Below are 19,527 nucleotides of genomic sequence, written 5' to 3' on the forward strand. Positions count from 1 at the left end.
TTTTCATTATATCCGAGCGAGGCAAGTAATTGCCCTCAAGCAAAGTATCAGTGTTATCCGTACGCAATTCTGAGCGGTTTTTCGAGCACAAGTTCAATGACTTGATAGCTTACAGGCAATCCCTTCGCGGTACGCAACGTTTCATGTCGCGCCTTGGCCTGCTGCACCTCGGCGCGTGTCAGGCGCCGGCCACTGGCGGTCTGTGCCCCGATGCCCTTGATCGAGGCCATGACCGCGGCGACATCGGGATAGTGAAATACCCGCGGGCGTAACTGCCAGTGGCAGCGCAACCCGGCGGCTTCTGCATGGCGTGCAAGATGGGTGGCGCTAGGGAAGTGACGCACGGAATCATCCGCGCGCTGCCAGGCATGGCGTACTTCCTTGAGGGTGCCGGGCCCCAAGGTGTTGATGTGCGCTCGAGCGCCGGGTTTCAAGGTGCGTGACAGTTCCGCGAGCCATTGCCGAGGGCTGTCGCACCATTGCACGGCGAGGCTCGAGAACACCAGGTCCAGACTCGCATCGGCCAGTGGCAGGCGCTCGGCATCGGCGCGTAGCCAGTGCAGGCGTTCAGGGCTGCCACTCGCAAGCTCGCTCGTCTGGTGTGCGGCTTCACGCAGCATCTCAAGCGAAAGATCCAGCCCCATGCAGCAAGCCCCAGAGTAGCGCTGCGCCAGTTCGAGGGTCCAATGTCCGGGCCCACAACCGAGATCGAGCACACGGGCATCGGCCGGCAGCCGCTCAGGGAGCGAGGCGAACAGGGTGGCCGCCATGGCGTGCTGCGCCTGCGCCAGCGTGAGGTAGTCGGCAGCGCCGCGATCAAAGGCGCGGGCAACCTGCTGACGGCTCGTGGCAGGCGTGAGCGGGGGCGTTGCAAGCTCTGCAGGCGGCACGCTGACGGCAATCGACATCTCAGGCCTCCTCGCTGATGTGCGTGACGTGGGTGGCGAGGCCCATGCGCGCGAGCAGGGCATCGGCAAGCGCCTCGGTCGCGCTCAATGGCAGGCAGTGGCCACCCTCGAATTCGGCAACCACCTGGCCCTGCGCGCGCAGCGCCGCACTCAGGCCCGGTGCCAGCAGCGGGTCCTGCTTGCCGAGCCAGAACTCGAGCGGTAACTCTGATTGAGGTGCCAGCGACATCCGACGGCTGGCCAGTTCCGACAGTCCTGCCGCCAGCACCGCTTCGCGACTGACGGGGTGGTGACCGATTAGTTCGCGCAATTGCCTGAGGCAATCACGCGCAGAGGCCTCACCACTGGCCTGCCAGCGCAGAAAGTGTTGCCAGCTGGCGGTGGGGTTGCGCGCGAAGGCTTTACGGAAGGTGTCCAACACCTCTGGTGCCAGGGCGGGAATCTTCTGCTCCGCTGCGGCCTGGTCGATGAAGCTTGGCCCCATGGCCAGCGAGACAAGGGCGGCCGGTGCCTGATCCTTCGCCAGCGCCTCGGCCCGCAGGGCGCCCAGCGACCAGCCCAGCCACAGGGTATCGGCGCCGCCCAGTGAGGCTCGCGAGGCAGTCGGTTCTGAGCCTGCCTGTGACTCGGCTTGCGGGCCTTCTTCTGGCCAATCCGGCGCGATAATCTCCAGCGGGCGACTCCTTGCCTCGTCAGCTGCCTGCTTATCTGCCTGCTCATCCGTCTCAGTGACGTGAGCGAGGCGTGCATGCAGGCAGGCGATCAGGGGCTGCCAGATGCGCGCATCGATGCCCCAGCCGCTGAACAGCACCAGACGAGTCAATGTCATGGCGTGACTCCTTCTGAGCTGATGGTTGGGGAAACCGAGCGGGGCTGGGTCTTTTCCGCTGCCAGTACCGCTTCGAGAGCGTCGAGCAGTACCGCGATATCCTCGGCCGTGTGCTCGGCGGAGAAGGTGAAGCGCAGGCGCGAGCTGCCGGCGGGCACCGTGGGCGGGCGGATGGCCGAGACCAGCACGCCGCGCTCGCGCAGTGCCGCGCTCCAGGCCAAGGCCCGCGCTTCGCTGCCCAGAATCAGTGGCTGAATCGGGGTCAGCGGGGCAGATGTTGCATCCCTGTCGGTTGACGACAGCCCGAGCGCGAGCCCACTGCCCGCCAGCAGATGCGTACAACCCTCACGGAACTGCTGCACGCGGGCCTGCAACTGCTCACGACGCTGCGGCTCGCGCGCGACGATCTCCAGCGCCGCCAGGGTAGCGGCGGCGATATGCGGCGGTTGCGCGGTGGTGTAGATGTAGGGGCGCGCCAGCTGGATCAGACTCTCGATCAGCGCATCGCTGCCGGCGACGAAGGCGCCGCTGCTGCCGAGCGCCTTGCCCAGGGTGCCGACCAATACCGGCACGTCAGCCAGCGGTGTATCGCGCCCGACCAGTCCTTCGCCATGCTCGCCCAGCACACCCAGTCCGTGGGCATCGTCGATCATCAGCCAGGCGCCGTGCCGGGCGCAGGCCTGGCTCAGGCCCGCGATATCGGCGCAGTCGCCATCCATGCTGAACACGCCATCGCTGATCACCAGCTTGTCGTCGGCCGGGGAGCGCGCCAGCTGGCGCTCGAGGTCTTCAAGATCGCGGTGGTGGAAGCGACGCGAGCGCACGGCAGTGGTGCCGGAGGATGCCAGGCGCGCGCCGTCGAGGAGGCTGGCGTGATTGAGGCGATCATGGAAGATCTCGAGGCTGCGACCGGCCTCGCGCGAGGCGCTCGCCAGCGCATCGATCACGCCCAGATTGGCCATGAAACCGGTGGAGAACAGCAACGCGCGTGGCCGCCCGGTCAGCTCGGCCAGACGAGCCTCCAGCTGGTGGTGAGCGCGCTGGTGGCCATTGACCAGATGAGCGCTGCCGCTGCCGACACCGAATTCACGCGCCGCGCGACAGCCGGCCTCGACCAGTGCCGGGTGGTTGGCCAGCCCCAGATAGTCGTTGGCGGTGAAGTTGAGCAGCGGGCACGCCTCTGCATCGGCTGCCTGCCCAGCGAGGCTGACGTGGGGGCCCTGGGGGGAATCCAGCGTCAGGCGCCGGCGATAGCGGCCGACCCGCTCACGCTGAGTGAGCAGGTCCTCCAGATGCGTGAAGCTGGCGTTGGTCTGGGAGCTGGAGCGCGCGGGCGTATCGGTGGCCACGAGCGATCAGACCACCAGGCCGCAGGGCTTGCGTTCGCGCACCTGGCCTTCGCTGCTGGCGGGCGTCGCCTCGCGCGTGGCGTCATAGAACAGGCTGCCCTCGACATTGGCACGTGCCTGTTCTTCCATGGCAGCCTTCAGGGCGGCTTCGCGCACTTCGTCGCTGGCGACTTCCTGGCGGGTCTCCGGGTGCAGGCCGAGGCGTTCGAACAGCTCGCGGTCACGGTTGGCCTGCGGGTTGCCGGTGGTCAGCAGGCGCTCGCCATAGAAGATGGAGTTGGCACCGGCGAGGAAGGCCAGTGCCTGGGTGGAATCGTCCATCTGCTCGCGGCCGGCGGACAGGCGCACGTGGCTCTTCGGCATCATGATGCGCGCCACGGCGATGGCGCGGATGAACTCGATGGGATCGAGATCATCGACATTCTCCAGCGGCGTGCCCGCTACCTTGACCAGCATATTGATCGGCACCGATTCCGGCTGCGGCTCCAGATTGGCCAGCTGAAGCAGCAGGCCGGCACGGTCGGTGGTGGTCTCGCCCATGCCGAGGATGCCGCCGGAGCACACCTTCATGCCGGCTTCGCGCACGCTGGCCAGGGTGTCCAGGCGCTCGCTGTAGCTGCGCGTGGTGATGATCTCGCCGTAGTACTCCGGTGAGGTGTCCAGATTGTGGTTGTAGTAGTCGAGCCCGGCATCCGCGAGCTTTCTGGCCTGATCGGTATCGACCATGCCCAGCGTCATGCAGGTCTCGAGTCCCAGTGACTTCACCTGACGCACCATCTCGGTGACCACTTCGAGGTCGCGCTCACGCGGGCTCTTCCAGGCCGCGCCCATGCAGAAGCGGCTGGCGCCGGCGTCCTTGGCGGCACGCGCCTGCTCGACCACCTTCTCGATCTCCATCAGCTTTTCCTTGCCAAGGCCGGTGTTGTAGTGGCCGGACTGCGGGCAGTACTTGCAGTCTTCCGGGCAGGCGCCGGTCTTGATCGACAGCAGGGTGGAGACCTGTACCGCATTCGGATCGAAGTGCTGGCGGTGCACCTGCTGGGCACGGAACAGCAGGTCATTGAAGGGCAGGGCGAACAGCGCCTCGATTTCCGCGACGCTCCAGTCATGGCGTACCACGCTGTCATCGGCAGGCGCAGGGATATTCGTGGCTTGTGTGGTCACGCGGGAGGCTTCTACGGTCATGAGCTTGAGGTCCTTCATCAGGCGGGCAGAGCGAGAGCGCGCTGAGCCGGTCATCCGTGGGTGAGTCCGGGAGTCGGCAGCCGAGCTGGCGAACAGCAAGTCAACGCATCGAGTAAGGTCAGGTTAACTGAGATGATAGAGTTTCCGCGGGCGCTGTCAACGATGAGAACTCTGCTGGTTGACCACTGGCAGCTGTCGCGACCCTGCGCATTCTGTCAGCGTCAGCTGACGACAGCCATGTCCGGCGCGACCGAACGGCAGAGCGCTTCAGTTTCACCTCCCCATTCACTTTCCTCTCTAGCGACACGCTCGCCTGATGAGCGAGAGCAGTCATCGCGCCGCGAGTGGTGCGACGCCTGCGAGGCGAGAATCGCGCGCAATCAGCATGCCTGCCCGCGCTGTGCTGAGCCTGTCGCCTCATTGGCCTTGAGTCAGCAGGCCTGTGCGCGGTGCCTGTCGTCACCGCCTGCCTTTGCGCGCTGCTTTGCGCCGTTGCGTTATGAAGGGTTGCTGGCGGGGCTGTTCCAGCGCTACAAGGACCAGCATCAGCGCCGCGCCGGGCGACTGTTGCGCCAGCTCATGCAGCGGGAGCTGGCGCACTTCTGCCGCGAGTGGCGCCAGGCGCATCCTCACGGCGCAGTGTTGCTGGTACCGGCAGATGCCTATCGTCGTCGCCAGCGCGGCCATGATGCGCTGGCAGAGCTGTGTCGCGGGCTGGGCCCCGCCCTCGCCGGCCATCAGCGGGATATGGCGCGGGTGCGCGGCAGGCGCATGCCGCACGAGGCGTCAGCCGCGGTAGTCAGGGCAGCGCCGGATCAGCGCCTGCGGGACCGGCGCGGGCGTCTGAAAGCGCAACGTGGGCGTTATGACATTGACGGCCTCTTGCCCGAGCACGTGCTGCTGATCGATGACGTCATGACCAGCGGTGCGACGCTCGACAGCCTTGCTCAGGCCTGCCTGCGAGCCGGTGCCCGTGAGGTCGATGCCTGCGTGCTGGCGCGGACTCCCCTGGCCTTGCGCGGGGCGCTGTGACCCGCAAACGCGACACGAAGTAGAGCTGCCCGACACATGCCGCCGGGGCTGAGCCTCGAAACGGGCGTTGAGCTCAGCGGGCAGGCGGGGTCAATCAGGGAGAAGACTGGCGTGCAGAGGGTCTAATCTCATAGCATGCAAGGTCCGGCAGCCGTTTGCTGGTCCATGCCCGAGGAATTGCCATGCCTATTGATCCTGTTTCCCCCGATGACTCGCAATCTTCCGGCACCTCGCGCGAGTTGGATGCGCGCTCCAATGGCAACACCTGGTCGACGACATCCGCGCCAGAGGGCCATGGAGACACGCGTTTTCATCCCTTCGATGCTCTCGCGCCGGACCGTGTCGTGGCCGCTGTCGAATCGCTGGGCTTCTGGTTGCCCGGCGAGCCGTTCGCGCTGAACAGTTACGAGAATCGTGTCTACCATCTCGCCGATGATGACCGACGTCGCTGGGTGGCCAAGTTCTATCGCCCCGAGCGCTGGAGCCGTGCCCAGATTCTCGAGGAGCACGCCTTCCTGGCCGAGCTGGATGAGGCCGGTGTCCCCGGCGCCCCCGCGTGGGCGAACGAGGCCGGCGAGACGCTGCATCGATTCGAAGGCTTCGACTTCGCTCTCTTCCCGCATGTGGTGGGGCGCGCCCCGGAGCTTGAATCTGCCGAGCACCTCTATCAGCTGGGTGAGCTGATCGGTCGCGTGCACGAGGTGGGGCGCAAGAGCGCGTTTCGCGAGCGGGAGACGCTCTCGCCGCTGCGGATTCTGGAAGAGAGCTGCGCCAGCGTGCTGGCCTCCGACTGGCTGAGTGGGCGCCAGCGCGACAGCTACCAGCGCGTCATCGAGGCACTGCGCCCGTTGGTCGCGGAGCAAAGCTGGCCGGAAAGCGCCCTGATTCGTACCCACGGCGACTGCCACATCGGCAACATGCTGGGGCGTGATGACAGCTTCGCGCTGGTCGACTTCGATGACTGCCTGAGCGCCCCGGCGGTGCAGGACCTGTGGATGCTGTTGACCGGTCAGAGCGACCCGGAGCTGCACATGCAGCTGTCCGAGGTGCTGGAGGGCTACGAGCAGCATTGTGAGTTCAATCGCAGTGAGCTCAAGTGGATCGAGACCCTGCGCACACTACGCATGGTGCGTCACAGCGCCTGGGTGGTGCGGCGCTGGTCGGACCCCGCCTTCCCGCAGGCCTTCTCGCACGTGGCGAGCCTGGGCTACTGGGATGACCACATTCGCAGCCTGGAACAGCAGCGCGTCGCGCTGTCTGCGCCGCGTTGGCTGGCCTAGCGATCGCGACATGGCCTGGCAGTCGTGACATGAGCTGGTAGTCGTGACATGACCTGAAGGTCGTCGCGAGGCCTGAGCCCCTTTGGCGAAGTGAGTGACATCGCCCCTTCATGCGCCCCCATCGGTTACCGATGGGGGCGCATGTGTTGCATGGATACGACAATCGCGTGAACAGACCTGCGTTGACGGCATGCCTGAGGTAGAATCTGGCCCTGACATTGAACACGAAGTTATACGATTTCTTGCCATCTGATCGCTTGTGTATGACTTTTGTGCTTTACCCCTGCTATGCGTGCGCTAGTGCGCGCCCCTGACCGATACCATAGGCAGACGGATGACCGAAGAGATTGCCAACCACTACCGCCAGATCATCACCGCGTTGGGTGAGGATCCAGAGCGTGAGGGCCTGCTGGATACGCCCAAGCGCGCGGCCAAGGCCATGCAGTACCTGACTCATGGCTATCAACAGTCGTTGGAGGAGATCGTCAACGGCGCTGTCTTCACCTCCGATACGGACGAGATGGTACTGGTCAAGGACATCGAGCTTTACTCGATGTGCGAGCATCACCTGCTGCCGTTCATCGGCAAGTGCCACATCGCCTATCTGCCGTCTGGCAAGGTGCTCGGTCTGTCCAAGTTCGCGCGTATCGTCGACATGTATTCGCGGCGCATGCAGATCCAGGAAAACCTCACCAAGCAGATCGCCGAGGCCGTTCAGCAGGTCACCGGTGCACGTGGTGTGGCCGTCGTGGTCGAAGCGCGTCACATGTGCATGATGATGCGTGGGGTGGAAAAGCAGAATTCCAGCATGAAGACGTCCGTGATGCTGGGCGCCTTCCGCGACAATCAGCCGACCCGTCAGGAATTCCTGACGCTGATCAGCTGACAGCAGAGTGAAGACGCCGCCTTTCGAGGCGGCGTTCTTGTCTGGGAGTCATCTCGCGCGTTTCCCTTGATCAGGAGTCCCTGCCGATGCCGATGCATGCCTTGCACGATGAACATCTCGATCACGATCTCGCCACCATTCGCATCAAGAATCTGCGCCTGAGAACCTATATCGGGATCAATGAAGACGAGATCCAGAACCGCCAGGATGTCGTGATCAACGTGGTGATCCGCTATCGCGCGGCACGCGCCGTGCAGTTCAATCACATCAGTGAAGCGCTCAATTACCGCACCATCACCAAGCAGTTGATCCGTCATGTCGAGGAAGGGCGCTTCGCGCTGCTCGAACGCATGACCCGTGAGGTGCTGGATATCGTGATGGCGCACGAACAGGTGCTGACGGCGCAGGTCGAGATCGACAAGCCGCATGCCTTGCGCTTCTCTGACTCGGTGTCTATCACCTTGTCGGACAGTCGTGAAGCACATGACTAGTCGGCCCGTGCAGGCGTTGAGAAGCTCAGGTGTCGAGAAAGTCAGATGTCGAGAAGATCAGATATCGAGAAGCTCAGATGTCGAGAAGATCAGGCGCAAAAGCCTGAAGAGTCGGGAGACATGATGTGATCGGGGAAATCATCCATTTCGATGATGCAGAACAGCAGGGCACCATTCGGGACGAGAAGGGCGGTGAGCACGCCTTCGATCTGGTCGGCTGGCGCGGGCGTGGCTTGCCGGGGCCGGGGCTGGCGGTGGACTTCGAGCTTCGCGACGGGCGTGCAGTGCAGGTCTTCAATGCGCGGATCAAGCAGCAGAAGGCGCGGCGAGTCGTCTCGATGCCGCCCGAGAGCGAGGCTGGCGAGGCGCCCGGGCCTACGGCTGACGCCGCCAGGCCTGCGACGCGCAAGCGCTGGTGGCTCGCCGGGCTGGCCATCGTGGTACTAGTACTGGCAGGGTTGTGGATCTAGCGCCACGCCCGCATCTAGGCTATATCAGGTTAGTCTTGAGTAGTCTCGGTTAGCCGGGAATCACTGCCTTGACCCACAAGCACGCCTCGGGAGTCTTCATGGAACATCTCAACGATACCAGTCTGTTTCGTCCATTTGCCTATATCGACGGTGGCTGGGTAGCCGCGGATTCCGGCGAGCAGATCGAGGTCGACAATCCTGCCACCGGCGAGATCATCGGCCGCGTGCCTCGGCTGGGTTACGCCGAGACCGAACGCGCCATCGAGGCGGCGCAGCACTCCTTCGCGGACTGGAAGGAGACGCCGGCGCTGGAGCGCGCTGACATCCTGATGAAGTGGTACGCCTTGATGCTGGAGCACAAGGATGATCTGGCGCAGATCATGACGCTGGAGCAGGGCAAGCCCCTCGCCGAAGCCGCCGGTGAAATCCAGTACGCGGCCAGCTTCCTGCGCTGGTTTGCCGAAGAAGGTCAGCGCGTGTATGGCGATACTATCCCGGCCGCCAAGCGTGACCAGCGTATCCTGGTGCTCAAGCAGCCGGTCGGGGTGGTGGGGGCGATCACGCCGTGGAACTTCCCGGCCTCGATGATTACCCGCAAGGCGGGCGCCGCGCTGGCCGCGGGCTGCCCGATCGTGGTCAAGCCTGCCAGCCAGACGCCGTTCTCGGCGCTGGCGCTGGCGGTGCTGGCGGAACGCGCTGGCGTGCCGCGCGGCGTCTTCAATGTCGTGCCGGGCTCGGCCAAGGACATCGCCAAGGCGATGACCGATTCCAGCATCGTGCGCAAGGTGACCTTCACCGGCTCCACGGAAGTCGGGCGAGGCCTGATGGCAAATGCCGCGCAGCATATCCAGAAGATCTCGCTGGAACTTGGCGGCAACGCGCCCTTCCTGGTGTTCGAAGACGCCGATCTCGATGCGGCGGTGGAAGGCGCGATGGCGGCCAAGTTCCGCAATGCCGGTCAGACCTGCGTCTGCACCAATCGCTTCCTGGTGCAGTCCAGCGTGGTCAATGCCTTCAGCGAGAAGCTGGCCGCCGCCATGAACGCCGAGCTGACCGTGGGCAATGGCCTGGAAGAGGGCGTCAAGGTCGGTCCGTTGATCGATGGCGACGCCGTCGAGAAGGTCACCGAGCACGTGCAGGATGCCCTCGACAAGGGTGCCGAACTGCTGCTGGGCGGCCATCCGCATCCGCTGGGGGGCAGCTTCTTCACGCCGACCCTGATCTCGCAGGTGACGCCGGAGATGAAGGTCGCCCGTGAGGAAACCTTCGGTCCGCTGGCGGCGATCTTCCCCTTCGAGAGCGAGGAAGAGGCGATCGAGATGGCCAACGACACCGAATTCGGCCTGGCCAGTTACTTCTACAGCAGCGACCTCAAGCGTGTCTGGCGCGTCTCGGAAGGTCTGGACTACGGGATGGTCGGTATCAATACCGGGCTGATCTCCAACGCCGCGGCGCCCTTCGGCGGCACCAAGGCATCGGGGCTGGGCCGTGAAGGCTCCAAGTATGGCCTCGAGGAATACATGGAAACCAAGTATCTGTGTCTCTCACTTGGCTGATGCATCGTCATCGGGTCTACGCTGACGATCCCTGCTTGAGCCTTGCATCCTTGAGTCTTGCCTCCTGGAACTTTGCATCGCTGATTGATGGCCAGCGCTCAATGCAATGATCGGACACACCATCAGCTGGCAAAAAGCCCGCCCGGGAAACCGGGCGGGCTTTTTCATGCCATGCATTTATTCCACCTGTCTGCGCCGAGTGTGCCTGCTATCCCACCTGTCTGCGCCGAGTGTGCCTGCAACTTGGTCAAGGAATTTTCGCTGCTGATGAGAGCGATCTTTCGTTGCTGATGAGAGAACGGCATGCGCGTCGCGACAAGAGGCGCATGAGTCATTGGTCGTAGAGATGGAGAGTCTCGGAGATTGATGGCGCTGCACGTGTCAGACCAAAGCGGTATGCCGCGGTCTTTTTCCGCAGATCAGGGCCAAAGACAGGCGTGCTTTGTCGGCATTCTCTTACTTGTGCATATGCTTATTTACGCTATAGTCAAAGAGCGGGACCTGTGGTGATAGTCTTCAAGGATTGAAGACAGGGCGAGTGGCGTGGCGGACGCGACTCGCCCTTTTTTATTGCCGGAACTCTTATCTCTGATCTCGGGTTCGGATCTCGGATCTTGGCTCTCGTGCCGCAATCCTGATGCCGCAACGCTCACTTCTCAACCCTCCCATCTCAGCCTCTCTTCTCGGCTCGCAGGTCTCACCCCAGTGGCGAAAGCCCCATGCCCGCCACCAGGCCTTCCAGTGCATGCCGCCCGGCAATCGAGTTGCCGTAGCCGTCCAGGCGTGGTGACCAGACGCAGATGCTCATCTGTCCCGGCAGGATGGCGATGATGCCACCGCCGACACCACTCTTGCCCGGCAGTCCCACTCGCCAGGCGAAGTCGCCTGCCGCGTCGTAAAGCCCGCAGGTCAGCAACAAGGCATTAAGCTGGCGTGTCTCCAGCGGCGAGACCACTTCCTTGCCATCCAGCGGATTGACGCCACGATTGGCGAGGAAGGCGAAGCTGCGCGCAAGTTCCACGCAGTTCATCGACACCGAGCAGCTGTGGAAGTAGGTATCCAGCAGGTCATCCACATCGGAATGCACATTGCCGTAGGCCTGCATCAGGTAGGCCAGCGAGGCATTGCGTGCCTTGTGGTCCATTTCCGAGCGCGCGACCTTTTCATCGAAGCCGATATCGTCGCTGCCGGACAGACGCCTGAGCTGCTCACGCAGGGTGTTCTGGATCGAGACGATACGCGACACCAGCAGGTCGGTGATCAGTAAAGCACCGGCATTGATGAAGGGATTGCGCGGAATGCCGTTCTCGACCTCCAGCTGCATGATCGAATTGAAGGCCTGGCCGGAAGGCTCACGGCCGACACGCGACCAGATCTCGTCGCTCTCAAGACGCTGCATCGCCAGTACCAGCGCATGCACCTTGGAGATCGACTGGATCGAGAAGCGAGTATGCGCGCTGCCGGCGTACTGTACACGGCCATCCACATGGCAGACGGCGATGCCGAACTGGTCAGGGTCGACCTGCGCCAGTGCCGGGATATAGTCCGCGACCTTGCCTTCGTTGAAGCAGCGGCTGGCATCATCGGACAGGCGTTCGAGCAGTGTCTGGAGAGCATCGGGGTCGAGTGGCGGCGTCATGGCAACCTTGAAGCAGCGGTGGAGGGAAAAGGGCGCGAAGCTGGCCGGGCTCTCGTGACAACGGCGCCATCGGGCATCAGGTCGAGAGTGGCGCGAGGGGCCGGCAGGGCATTCTAGCGGATATGACCGCAGCTGGCGCGCTCGAAGCCGCTGGCAGGGCGTGCCATCAGGTCGGCTCAATCGCGTGATAGTTGACGCTTATCAGCCAGGTAGTGCAAAGTGATTTCTACATGCAGTTGAGAATCGTTATTATTGGTTCATCAAGGCAGCACGCAGTTGCCTGACCCCATGACATGCGACGCGCTGAGGCTCAGCGTCTCGCTGAGTAGACCACCCGGAGGGCAGCCAACATGATCAAGACATTGACCTTTGCCAGCATGCACTTCTCCATCGCCTTCGGCGTCACCTACCTGCTGACCGGCGATATCGTGGTCGGCGGCCTGGTCGCCATCGTCGAGCCGGCGGTCAACACCGTCGCCTTCTTCTTCCATGAAAAGGTCTGGAACCGTGTCACCGCGCGCCGCCAGCAGGCTGCTGAGAGCGAGGCGAATTCGCGAAACGCCATGAGCGGGGCGGCGCTGGCGGGCTGAGGCTGCTTGCGCGTGGCAGGGATGCGCCGCAGAATCGAGCGACCTTTTCCCGGAGCTCCCCATGCTGAAGCTTGCCCCTCGCGCCGCCCGTGCCTCTCTTCCTGCCCAGCCATCTTGTCCTGCCCGCGCCCGCCAACGTCCTCTCGTCCAGGGGGCGTTGGCGTTGCTGCTGGGGCTTGCCGGCAGCCTAGCTGGCCTCGAATCCGTGTCAGCCGACGAGACGCGTGATTATCACTACAGCGACGCCCACCTGCACTTCGTGGACTTCTTTCAGCAGGGTGATGGTCTGGGGGCCTTGCTGGATGCCATGGACGAGGCGCAGGTCGATCACGCCCTGGTTACGGGCATCGGCGTTGCCAAGAAATGGCAGCAGGACGCGCCCAAGAAGCCACGTTACTATATGGGCGATGATGCGCCGGTCTACTGGTATTCCGGTACCGACTACATCCTGGCCGAGGCGCTGACTCGCGCGCCCGAGCCGGTACAGGCGCGTTTCTCGCCGTTCATCACCGGCTTCAACCCCACCGATCTGAACGCTGCCGACGAGATTCGCCAGCTGATGGCGATCTATCCCGGCTTCTGGAAGGGCATCGGGGAGGTCTTCACGCGCCATGACGACCTGACGCGCCTGACCGAAGGCGAGACGCCGCGCGCCAATCATCCGGCCTTGATGAAGGTCTATGCGCTGGCGGCGGAGAAGGGGCTGGCGGTGATGGTGCATTCCAACATCACCAGCAAGCGGGAAGGGCATGAGGGCCTGTATCTCGAGGAATTCGAGAGTGCGGTGCGCGACAATCCGGACACGACCTTCATCTGGGCACACGCCGGGACCAGTGCCGAGCTCAATCGCCGTCTGGGGCGCATGACCTGGCTGCACGGCGAGATCGAGCGCATGCTGGAAACCTATCCCAACCTGAATATCGACCTGTCCTGGTCGGTGCTGGAACCCTACCTGCTGGATGATGAAGGGCAGCCGCGCTCGCGTTGGGTGGCGCTGGTCGAGCGCTTCCCGCAGCGCTTCGTGCTCGGCAGTGATGTGGTAGGGCGCTTCGGCTCGGTGGGCGATATCCTCGCCAGCTATACGCCCTTCCTCGATGCGCTGTCGCCACAGGCGGCGCGCAATGTGGCGCGCGACAACTTCCTGCGCTGGGTCGACCTGCCGGTCAAATGACCGCGTTTCTTGTCAGGTGCGCATGAAAAAGCCCCCGCCAGCATGTCGCTGGCGGGGGCTTCTGCGTGAGCGCTACTCTAGACACCTCCGCAGGGCAGCGATGTCCGGCGATCTCTGATCAGTGACGGAAGTGACGCATGCCGGTGAAGACCATGGCGATGCCGGCTTCGTTGGCCGCATCGATGACTTCCTGATCGCGCATGGAGCCACCCGGCTGGATGACGGCAGTGATGCCAGCCGCCGCAGCGGCGTCGATGCCGTCGCGGAACGGGAAGAAGGCATCGGAGGCCATCACGGAGCCCGGCACTTCCAGCCCTTCATCGGCGGCCTTGATGCCGGCGATCTTGGCAGAATAGACGCGGCTCATCTGGCCGGCGCCCACACCGATGGTCTGGCCATCCTTGATGTAGACGATGGCGTTGGACTTGACGAACTTGGCCACTTTCCAGGCGAAGGTCAGGTCGTTGAGTTCCTGCTCGCTCGGTGCACGCTCGGTGACGACCTTGAGCTCATCGCGGCCGACCATGCCCTGGTCGCGGTCCTGAACCAGCAGGCCGCCGGTGACACGCTTGAAGTCGTGACCGCCGGTACGTTCGGCCGCCCAGGCATCCGCGACGTCGAGCAGGCGCACATTGGCCTTGGTGGCGACGATGGCAGCCGCTTCTTCGCTGATGCCCGGGGCGATGATCACCTCGACGAACTGACGTGAGACGATGGCCTGCGCGGTCTCGGCGTCCAGCGGCACGTTGAAGGCGATGATGCCGCCGAAGGCGCTGGTCGGGTCGGTCTGGAAGGCACGCTCGTAGGCGGCCAGGGCAGACTCGCCGATGGCGACGCCACACGGGTTGGCGTGCTTGACGATGACACAGGCGGTCTCGTCGAAGGCCTTGACGCACTCGAAGGCGGCATCGGTGTCGGCGACGTTGTTGTAGGACAACGCCTTGCCCTGCACCTGCACGGCCGTGGCGACGCTGGCCTCGGTGGCACCATCCTCGACGTAGAAGGCCGCCTTCTGGTGCGGGTTCTCGCCGTAACGCATGTCCTGCTTCTTGCTCAGGCTGACGTTGTATTGACGCGGCAGGCCTTCGCTGCCGCCTTCGACACGCTGGCCCAGCCAGTTGGCGATGGCGCCATCGTAGGCGGCGGTGTGCTCGAAGGCAGCCACGGCCAGATCGAAGCGCGCGTCATCGCTGACGGCGTTGTCGTTGGCATCCATCTCGGCGATCACGCGGTCATAGTCCGAGGCGTTGACGACGATGGTGGTGTGGGCGTGGTTCTTGGCGCAGGAACGCACCATGGTCGGGCCGCCGATATCGATGTTCTCGATGGCGTCTTCCAGCGAGCAATCCGGGTTGGCCACGGTAGCGGCGAACGGGTACAGATTGACGATGACCATATCGATGGGGTCGATGCCGTGCTCGGCCATCACCGCATCATCCTGGCCGCGACGGCCGAGAATGCCACCGTGGATCTTCGGGTGCAGGGTCTTGACCCGGCCATCCATCATTTCCGGGAAACCGGTGTGCTCGGACACTTCCGTGACGGCAAGGCCGTTGTCCTTGAGCAGGCGGAAGGTACCGCCAGTGGACAGCAGGGCGACGCCGCGGGCGTCCAGGGCACGAGCGAATTCGACGATTCCAGTCTTGTCGGAAACACTCAGGAGGGCGCGACGGATGGCTTGGGGCTTGGCTTGCATGATGCTCCACTCGTGGATCAACAAAAAGACGCCGGGGCACCTGTAAAGGTGCCCCGGCGGGGTCAGATCAGATCAAACTGCTTGAGCTTCTTGCGCAGTGTGCCTCGGTTGAGGCCCAGCATGTCGGCGGCGCGGGTCTGGTTGCCCTGCGCGTGGGCCATCACCGCCTCCAGCAGCGGCGCCTCGACCTCGGCCATCACCATGGCATGCAGGTCGGTGACCTGCTCGCCATCCAGGTGGGCGAAGTAGCGCGCCATGGAGTGCTCGACCGCCTCGCGCAGGGTCTGATGGTGCCGCACGGGCGTCATCAGGGTGGCCTGGCTTGCGTCGTCGGGTGAAAGAGGGTGCCTGCTGGTCATGCTGCGTGACTTCCTTGCGTCTCGGTGCGGGCGATGCCTTCCGGCTCGCCGAACAGGCGGGTCAGGAACTGGCGCTGTTGTTCCGGCTCCTCGAGGGGATTGAAGTGGCGCTTGAGCTCACTGCCATCCTCCCGCGTCGCCAGATACCAGCCCACATGCTTGCGCGCGATGCGCGTTCCCATGTAGTCACCGTAGAATTCGTACAGGGCCTCGAGGTGGGTGCGCATCACGAGGGCGCGCTCCGCATCGCTCGGGCCACAGGCTACCTGGCCGGTGGCCAGGTAGTGATTGATCTCGCGGAAGATCCAGGGATTGCCCTGGGCCGCACGGCCGATCATCACGGCGTCGGCGCCCGTATAGTCAAGCACATGTCGCGCCTTCTCGCCGCTGTCGATATCGCCATTGGCGAAGACCGGAATCGACACCGCGGCCTTCACGGCGGCGATGGTGTCGTATTCGGCCTCGCCGGTATATTTCTGCTGGCGAGTGCGACCATGCACGGACAGCGCCTGGATGCCGGCGTTCTCGGCCATGCGCGCGATGGCGATGGCGTTGCGCGTCTCTTCGCACCAGCCGGTGCGCATCTTGAGCGTGACCGGCACGTCCACGGCGCGCACTACGGCATCGAGAATCTCGCCGACGAGCTTCTCGTCGCGCATCAGGGCAGAGCCGGCGGCCTTGTTGCAGACCTTCTTGGCCGGGCAGCCCATGTTGATGTCGATGATCTCGGCACCCATCTCGGCGTTGAGCGCCGCGGCCTCGGCCAGCATGGCGGCATCACCGCCGGCGATCTGCACGGCACGCGGGCCGGGTTCGCCGGCATGGTTCATGCGCGTGCGGGACTTGACGGTATTCCACAGCCGCTTGTCACTGGTCACCATCTCCGATACCACCAGCCCGGCGCCCAGCTCACGACATTGCTGTCGGAACGGGCGATCGGTGACACCGGCCATCGGGGCCAGAATCACGCGATTGGGAAGCTGATGTACGCCGATGCGGGGCAGGTCGGCGGGAAGCGGGGTATCGGTCATGGGTCTCGTGTCATGCGAGTGGTGTCAGGCGCGCGAGCCGCTGTCGTGTCAGGGATTCGCGGGGGCGTCATGATACCTAGAGCGCCGCAGGGTTTGAAGGGCTATTTCATCCACAATGCATCGCGGATGCGTTCTCCCTGCGCGGCTGCGGCGCTCATGGCGTGGCTCAGCCCATCAGTGGACGCTGACCATTGAGGCGTACCCAGCCATCGCGCTCGGTGGGTTCTTCCATGATCAGGCCAGCTTCACGATAGGCGTCGAGCACCTCTCCCGCCTGGGGCGCGAGAATGCCGGAGAGCGCCAGCAGGCCACCCGGGGCGACGCTGCCCGCGATCTGCGGAGTCAGTTCGACCAGCGGGCCGGCCAGGATGTTGGCGACCACGATCTGATAGCCCGCGTCCGGCAGGCGGTCCGGGTAGCACAGGGTCAGCTGGTCGCTGACGTCATTGCGCTGGGCGTTCTCACGTGAGGCCTGCAGCGCCTGCGGGTCGATATCGGTGCCCAGCGCATCCACCGCGCCGAGCTTGAGCGCGGCGATGGCAAGAATGCCGGAGCCGCAACCGAAGTCGAGCACGCTGTGCTGGGCGAGCTTGCCATCGACGGCCAGCCCATCGAGCCATTCCAGGCACAGGGCGGTGGTCGGATGGGTGCCGGTGCCGAAGGCCAGGCCCGGATCGAGCATCAGGTTGACGGCGTCCTGCTCCGGCGCATCGTGCCAGCTCGGCACGATCCACAGGCGCTGGCCCATCTTGAGCGGCTCGAAACCGTCCATCCATTCACGGGCCCAGTCACGGTCCTCGAGGATCTCGACCTCGATCTCCGGGCAGGGCTCATCGGGAATCAGTGCCGCCCAGCCGGCCTTGACCCGCTCGCGCATGGCCTCGATGCCTTCGGTGCCATCCCACAGGCCAGTGAGGACAGTCTCGCTCCATAGCGGCGTGCTGCCGAGGTCCGGTTCGAACAGCGGTTGGTCTTCTGCATCCTGGAGCGTGATGGCGCAGGCGCCTTCTTCCATCAGCAGATGCTCGAGAATCTCGGCGTGGTCGGGGGCGATACGCGCCTTGAGTTGCAGCCAGGACATGGTGACTCCTGTCGATGGGCGATAAGAAAGGGGAGGAGGGCACAGACGACAGAAGGGCAGCCGAGGCCACCCTTCTGTCGTGCGTCTATCGGCAACACGCGTCACCGATCTCAAGCGGGGCGTCTTACAGGCCCAGCTTCTTCTCCAGATAATGGATGTTGACGCCACCTTCCTGGAAGCCGGCATCACGCACCAGATCCTTCTGCAGGTCAGTGTTGGTCTTGATACCTTCCACCAGCAGCTCGTCGAGGGCATTGCGCATGCGCGTCAGTGCGATCTCGCGGCTCTCGCCCCAGGTGATCAGCTTGCCGATCAGGGAGTCGTAGTGCGGCGGAACGGTGTAGCCGGAGTACAGGTGCGAGTCCATGCGCACGCCCAGACCGCCCGGCGCGTGATAGAGCTCGACCTTGCCCGGAGACGGCATGAAGGTGCGCGAATCCTCGGCATTGATACGGCACTCGAAGGCGTGACCGCGCAGCTCGATATCTTCCTGTTTCACGGACAGCGGCAGGCCGGAGGCGATGCGCAGCTGTTCCTTGACGATATCGATGCCAGTGACCATTTCGGTCACCGGGTGCTCGACCTGAACACGAGTGTTCATCTCGATGAAGTAGAAGCCGCCGTTCTCGTACAGGAACTCGAAGGTGCCGGCGCCACGGTAGCCGATCTCGATGCAGGCATCGGTGCACGACTTGAGTACCTTGGCACGCGCTTCTTCGTCCAGCTGCGGCGCCGGTGCTTCTTCCAGCACCTTCTGGTGACGACGCTGCAGGGAGCAGTCGCGGTCATACAGATGGATGGCGTTGCCCTGGCCATCGGCCAGTACCTGGACTTCGACGTGACGCGGGTTCTGGAGGAATTTCTCCATGTACACCGTGCCGTCGCCGAAGGCCGCGGCCGCTTCACCCTGGGTGATGCTCACCGAGGACAGCAGGCTGGCCTTGGAGTGCACCACGCGCATGCCGCGACCACCACCGCCAGCGGCGGCCTTGATGATCACCGGATAGCCGATGCGCTCGGCGATGGCGTACATCTCGTCTTCGTCTTCCGGCACCGGGCCGTCGGAACCCGGCACGGTCGGAACGCCGGCCAGCTTCATCGCCTCGATGGCCGCGACCTTGTCACCCATCATGCGGATGGTGTCAGCGCGCGGGCCGATGAAGGCGAAGCCGGAACGTTCGACCTGTTCGGCGAAGTTGGCATTTTCCGACAGGAAGCCGTAGCCCGGGTGGATGGCGTCGGCGTCCGTCACCTCGGCGGCTGCGATCAGCGCCGGGATGTGGAGATAGGATTTGGCAGAGGAGGCCGGGCCGATGCACACAGCTTCATCCGCCAGGCGGACGTGCATCAGGTCGCGGTCGGCCTTGGAGTGCACCGCTACCGTCTTGATGCCCAGTTCCTTGCAGGCGCGAAGGATGCGAAGGGCGATCTCGCCGCGGTTGGCAATCAGTACCTTGTCGAGCATGGTGACGTGTCCGTTGGGATCAGGAAATGACGATCATGGGCTGGTCGAATTCAACCGGCTCGCCGTCTTCGATCAGAATGGCTTCGACGACGCCATCCTTGTCGGCTTCGATCTGGTTCATCATCTTCATGGCTTCGACGATGCAGACGGTATCACCTTTCTTGACGCTCTGGCCGACTTCGATGAAGGCCTTGGAGCCCGGCGCCGGAGAACGGTAGAAGGAGCCGACCATCGGGGAATTGATGGTGTGACCCTGCGGCGCTGCCGGTGCTGCCGGAGCGGCCGGTGCTTCAGCGGCGCCAGCGGCTGCCGGAGCGGCCTGCTGCATCGGCTGCTGCTGCATCATCATCGGGGCCTGCATCATCGGCTGCTGGGCGAAGCCCTGCGGATGGCGGCTGATGCGAACGGACTCTTCGCCTTCCTGGATCTCGATTTCGCTGATGTTGGACTCTTCGAGCAGCTCGATCAGCTTCTTGACCTTGCGGATATCCATGAAATTAATCCCGATG

At 63.9% G+C, this 19,527-nt stretch carries 19 protein-coding genes; 8 read left to right on the plus strand and 11 right to left on the minus strand.

Going from position 1 to position 19,527, the window contains the following annotated elements:
• Positions 1–53 precede the first annotated feature (53 nt).
• The 4 genes from HA399_RS03980 to bioB are packed head-to-tail and all read right to left on the minus strand — an operon-like array spanning position 54 to position 4,271.
• Positions 54–908 (minus strand): methyltransferase domain-containing protein, encoded by an 855-nt coding sequence (locus HA399_RS03980; protein ID WP_404326136.1) that lies wholly within the window; start codon positions 906–908, stop codon positions 54–56.
• Position 909: 1 nt separating this feature from the next.
• A complete protein-coding gene (locus HA399_RS03985; protein WP_404326137.1) occupies positions 910–1,737 on the minus strand; it encodes a hypothetical protein in 828 nt (275 codons plus the stop codon).
• Positions 1,734–3,086 carry an aminotransferase class I/II-fold pyridoxal phosphate-dependent enzyme gene (locus tag HA399_RS03990; RefSeq protein WP_404326139.1) on the minus strand — a complete coding sequence of 451 codons (1,353 nt, stop codon included), beginning with the start codon at positions 3,084–3,086 and terminating at the stop codon, positions 1,734–1,736. The genes HA399_RS03985 and HA399_RS03990 overlap by 4 nt, the downstream gene beginning before the upstream one ends.
• A 6-nt stretch (positions 3,087–3,092) precedes the next feature.
• The gene (bioB, locus tag HA399_RS03995) at positions 3,093–4,271 is read right to left on the minus strand and encodes a biotin synthase BioB (protein ID WP_404326140.1); all 1,179 of its coding nucleotides are present in this window, start codon (positions 4,269–4,271) and stop codon (positions 3,093–3,095) included.
• Between the two features lie 420 nt (positions 4,272–4,691).
• Here bioB and HA399_RS04000 point away from each other — a divergent pair, with 420 nt between their 5' ends.
• The 6 genes from HA399_RS04000 (at position 4,692) to HA399_RS04025 (ending at position 9,986) form a co-directional block, all read left to right on the plus strand.
• Positions 4,692–5,303 (plus strand): ComF family protein, encoded by a 612-nt coding sequence (locus HA399_RS04000; protein ID WP_404326141.1) that lies wholly within the window; start codon positions 4,692–4,694, stop codon positions 5,301–5,303.
• A 182-nt stretch (positions 5,304–5,485) separates the two neighbouring features.
• Complete coding sequence (locus HA399_RS04005; RefSeq protein WP_404326143.1) at positions 5,486–6,583, plus strand: serine/threonine protein kinase; 1,098 nt, start codon at positions 5,486–5,488, stop codon at positions 6,581–6,583.
• Positions 6,584–6,917: 334 nt separating this feature from the next.
• Entirely contained in the window at positions 6,918–7,469 is a 552-nt protein-coding gene (folE, locus tag HA399_RS04010) for a GTP cyclohydrolase I FolE (protein WP_043332418.1), read from the plus strand.
• An 86-nt stretch (positions 7,470–7,555) separates the two neighbouring features.
• Complete coding sequence (folX, locus tag HA399_RS04015; RefSeq protein ID WP_043332416.1) at positions 7,556–7,960, plus strand: dihydroneopterin triphosphate 2'-epimerase; 405 nt, start codon at positions 7,556–7,558, stop codon at positions 7,958–7,960.
• Positions 7,961–8,085: 125 nt separating this feature from the next.
• Complete coding sequence (locus HA399_RS04020) at positions 8,086–8,430, plus strand: hypothetical protein (protein WP_225347653.1); 345 nt, start codon at positions 8,086–8,088, stop codon at positions 8,428–8,430.
• Positions 8,431–8,528: 98 nt separating this feature from the next.
• Entirely contained in the window at positions 8,529–9,986 is a 1,458-nt protein-coding gene (locus HA399_RS04025) for an NAD-dependent succinate-semialdehyde dehydrogenase (RefSeq protein ID WP_043332412.1), read from the plus strand.
• Positions 9,987–10,683: 697 nt separating this feature from the next.
• On the opposite strand, the gene glsB is transcribed toward HA399_RS04025, so the two are convergent.
• Positions 10,684–11,625, minus strand: coding sequence for a glutaminase B (gene glsB, locus HA399_RS04030; protein ID WP_054555045.1), 942 nt, complete (start codon positions 11,623–11,625; stop codon positions 10,684–10,686).
• A 350-nt stretch (positions 11,626–11,975) separates the two neighbouring features.
• Between glsB and HA399_RS04035 the strand changes: the two genes are divergently transcribed.
• Both HA399_RS04035 and HA399_RS04040 read left to right on the plus strand, forming a co-directional pair.
• Positions 11,976–12,215, plus strand: coding sequence for a DUF2061 domain-containing protein (locus tag HA399_RS04035; protein WP_043331997.1), 240 nt, complete (start codon positions 11,976–11,978; stop codon positions 12,213–12,215).
• Between the two features lie 61 nt (positions 12,216–12,276).
• Entirely contained in the window at positions 12,277–13,386 is a 1,110-nt protein-coding gene (locus HA399_RS04040) for an amidohydrolase family protein (protein WP_404326144.1), read from the plus strand.
• Positions 13,387–13,504: 118 nt separating this feature from the next.
• On the opposite strand, the gene purH is transcribed toward HA399_RS04040, so the two are convergent.
• From purH to accB, 6 genes are all read right to left on the minus strand, one after another.
• A complete protein-coding gene (gene purH / locus HA399_RS04045; RefSeq protein ID WP_404326145.1) occupies positions 13,505–15,082 on the minus strand; it encodes a bifunctional phosphoribosylaminoimidazolecarboxamide formyltransferase/IMP cyclohydrolase in 1,578 nt (525 codons plus the stop codon).
• Between the two features lie 62 nt (positions 15,083–15,144).
• Positions 15,145–15,441 (minus strand): DNA-binding transcriptional regulator Fis, encoded by a 297-nt coding sequence (fis, locus tag HA399_RS04050; RefSeq protein WP_043331993.1) that lies wholly within the window; start codon positions 15,439–15,441, stop codon positions 15,145–15,147.
• A complete protein-coding gene (gene dusB, locus HA399_RS04055) occupies positions 15,438–16,472 on the minus strand; it encodes a tRNA dihydrouridine synthase DusB (protein WP_215823965.1) in 1,035 nt (344 codons plus the stop codon). Before dusB ends, fis begins: the two co-directional genes overlap by 4 nt.
• 166 nt (positions 16,473–16,638) lie before the next feature.
• Positions 16,639–17,553 (minus strand): 50S ribosomal protein L11 methyltransferase, encoded by a 915-nt coding sequence (gene prmA / locus HA399_RS04060; RefSeq protein ID WP_404326147.1) that lies wholly within the window; start codon positions 17,551–17,553, stop codon positions 16,639–16,641.
• 124 nt (positions 17,554–17,677) lie between these two features.
• Positions 17,678–19,018: an acetyl-CoA carboxylase biotin carboxylase subunit gene (gene accC, locus HA399_RS04065; protein ID WP_043331987.1), complete on the minus strand. Its 1,341-nt coding sequence runs from the start codon at positions 19,016–19,018 to the stop codon at positions 17,678–17,680.
• A 19-nt stretch (positions 19,019–19,037) separates the two neighbouring features.
• On the minus strand, positions 19,038–19,511 hold the full coding sequence (gene accB, locus HA399_RS04070; protein WP_043331985.1) for an acetyl-CoA carboxylase biotin carboxyl carrier protein: 474 nt from the start codon (positions 19,509–19,511) through the stop codon (positions 19,038–19,040).
• Between the last annotated feature and the right edge of the window lie 16 nt (positions 19,512–19,527).

It is taken from the genome of Cobetia sp. UIB-001 (genome assembly GCF_044789135.1).
Lineage (GTDB): Bacteria > Pseudomonadota > Gammaproteobacteria > Pseudomonadales > Halomonadaceae > Cobetia > Cobetia amphilecti.

Coding starts and splice junctions, on each gene's coding strand:
- folX (WP_043332416.1), top strand. CDS start 7,556: ATGCCGATGCATGCCTTGCACGATGAACATCTCGATCACGATCTCGCC.
- dusB (WP_215823965.1), bottom strand. CDS start 16,472: ATGACCGATACCCCGCTTCCCGCCGACCTGCCCCGCATCGGCGTACAT.
- HA399_RS04035 (WP_043331997.1), top strand. CDS start 11,976: ATGATCAAGACATTGACCTTTGCCAGCATGCACTTCTCCATCGCCTTC.
- HA399_RS04040 (WP_404326144.1), top strand. CDS start 12,277: ATGCTGAAGCTTGCCCCTCGCGCCGCCCGTGCCTCTCTTCCTGCCCAG.
- accC (WP_043331987.1), bottom strand. CDS start 19,018: ATGCTCGACAAGGTACTGATTGCCAACCGCGGCGAGATCGCCCTTCGC.
- folE (WP_043332418.1), top strand. CDS start 6,918: ATGACCGAAGAGATTGCCAACCACTACCGCCAGATCATCACCGCGTTG.
- glsB (WP_054555045.1), bottom strand. CDS start 11,625: ATGACGCCGCCACTCGACCCCGATGCTCTCCAGACACTGCTCGAACGC.
- HA399_RS04025 (WP_043332412.1), top strand. CDS start 8,529: ATGGAACATCTCAACGATACCAGTCTGTTTCGTCCATTTGCCTATATC.
- fis (WP_043331993.1), bottom strand. CDS start 15,441: ATGACCAGCAGGCACCCTCTTTCACCCGACGACGCAAGCCAGGCCACC.
- HA399_RS04005 (WP_404326143.1), top strand. CDS start 5,486: ATGCCTATTGATCCTGTTTCCCCCGATGACTCGCAATCTTCCGGCACC.
- bioB (WP_404326140.1), bottom strand. CDS start 4,271: ATGACCGTAGAAGCCTCCCGCGTGACCACACAAGCCACGAATATCCCT.
- HA399_RS03980 (WP_404326136.1), bottom strand. CDS start 908: ATGTCGATTGCCGTCAGCGTGCCGCCTGCAGAGCTTGCAACGCCCCCG.
- prmA (WP_404326147.1), bottom strand. CDS start 17,553: ATGTCCTGGCTGCAACTCAAGGCGCGTATCGCCCCCGACCACGCCGAG.
- accB (WP_043331985.1), bottom strand. CDS start 19,511: ATGGATATCCGCAAGGTCAAGAAGCTGATCGAGCTGCTCGAAGAGTCC.
- purH (WP_404326145.1), bottom strand. CDS start 15,082: ATGCAAGCCAAGCCCCAAGCCATCCGTCGCGCCCTCCTGAGTGTTTCC.
- HA399_RS03985 (WP_404326137.1), bottom strand. CDS start 1,737: ATGACATTGACTCGTCTGGTGCTGTTCAGCGGCTGGGGCATCGATGCG.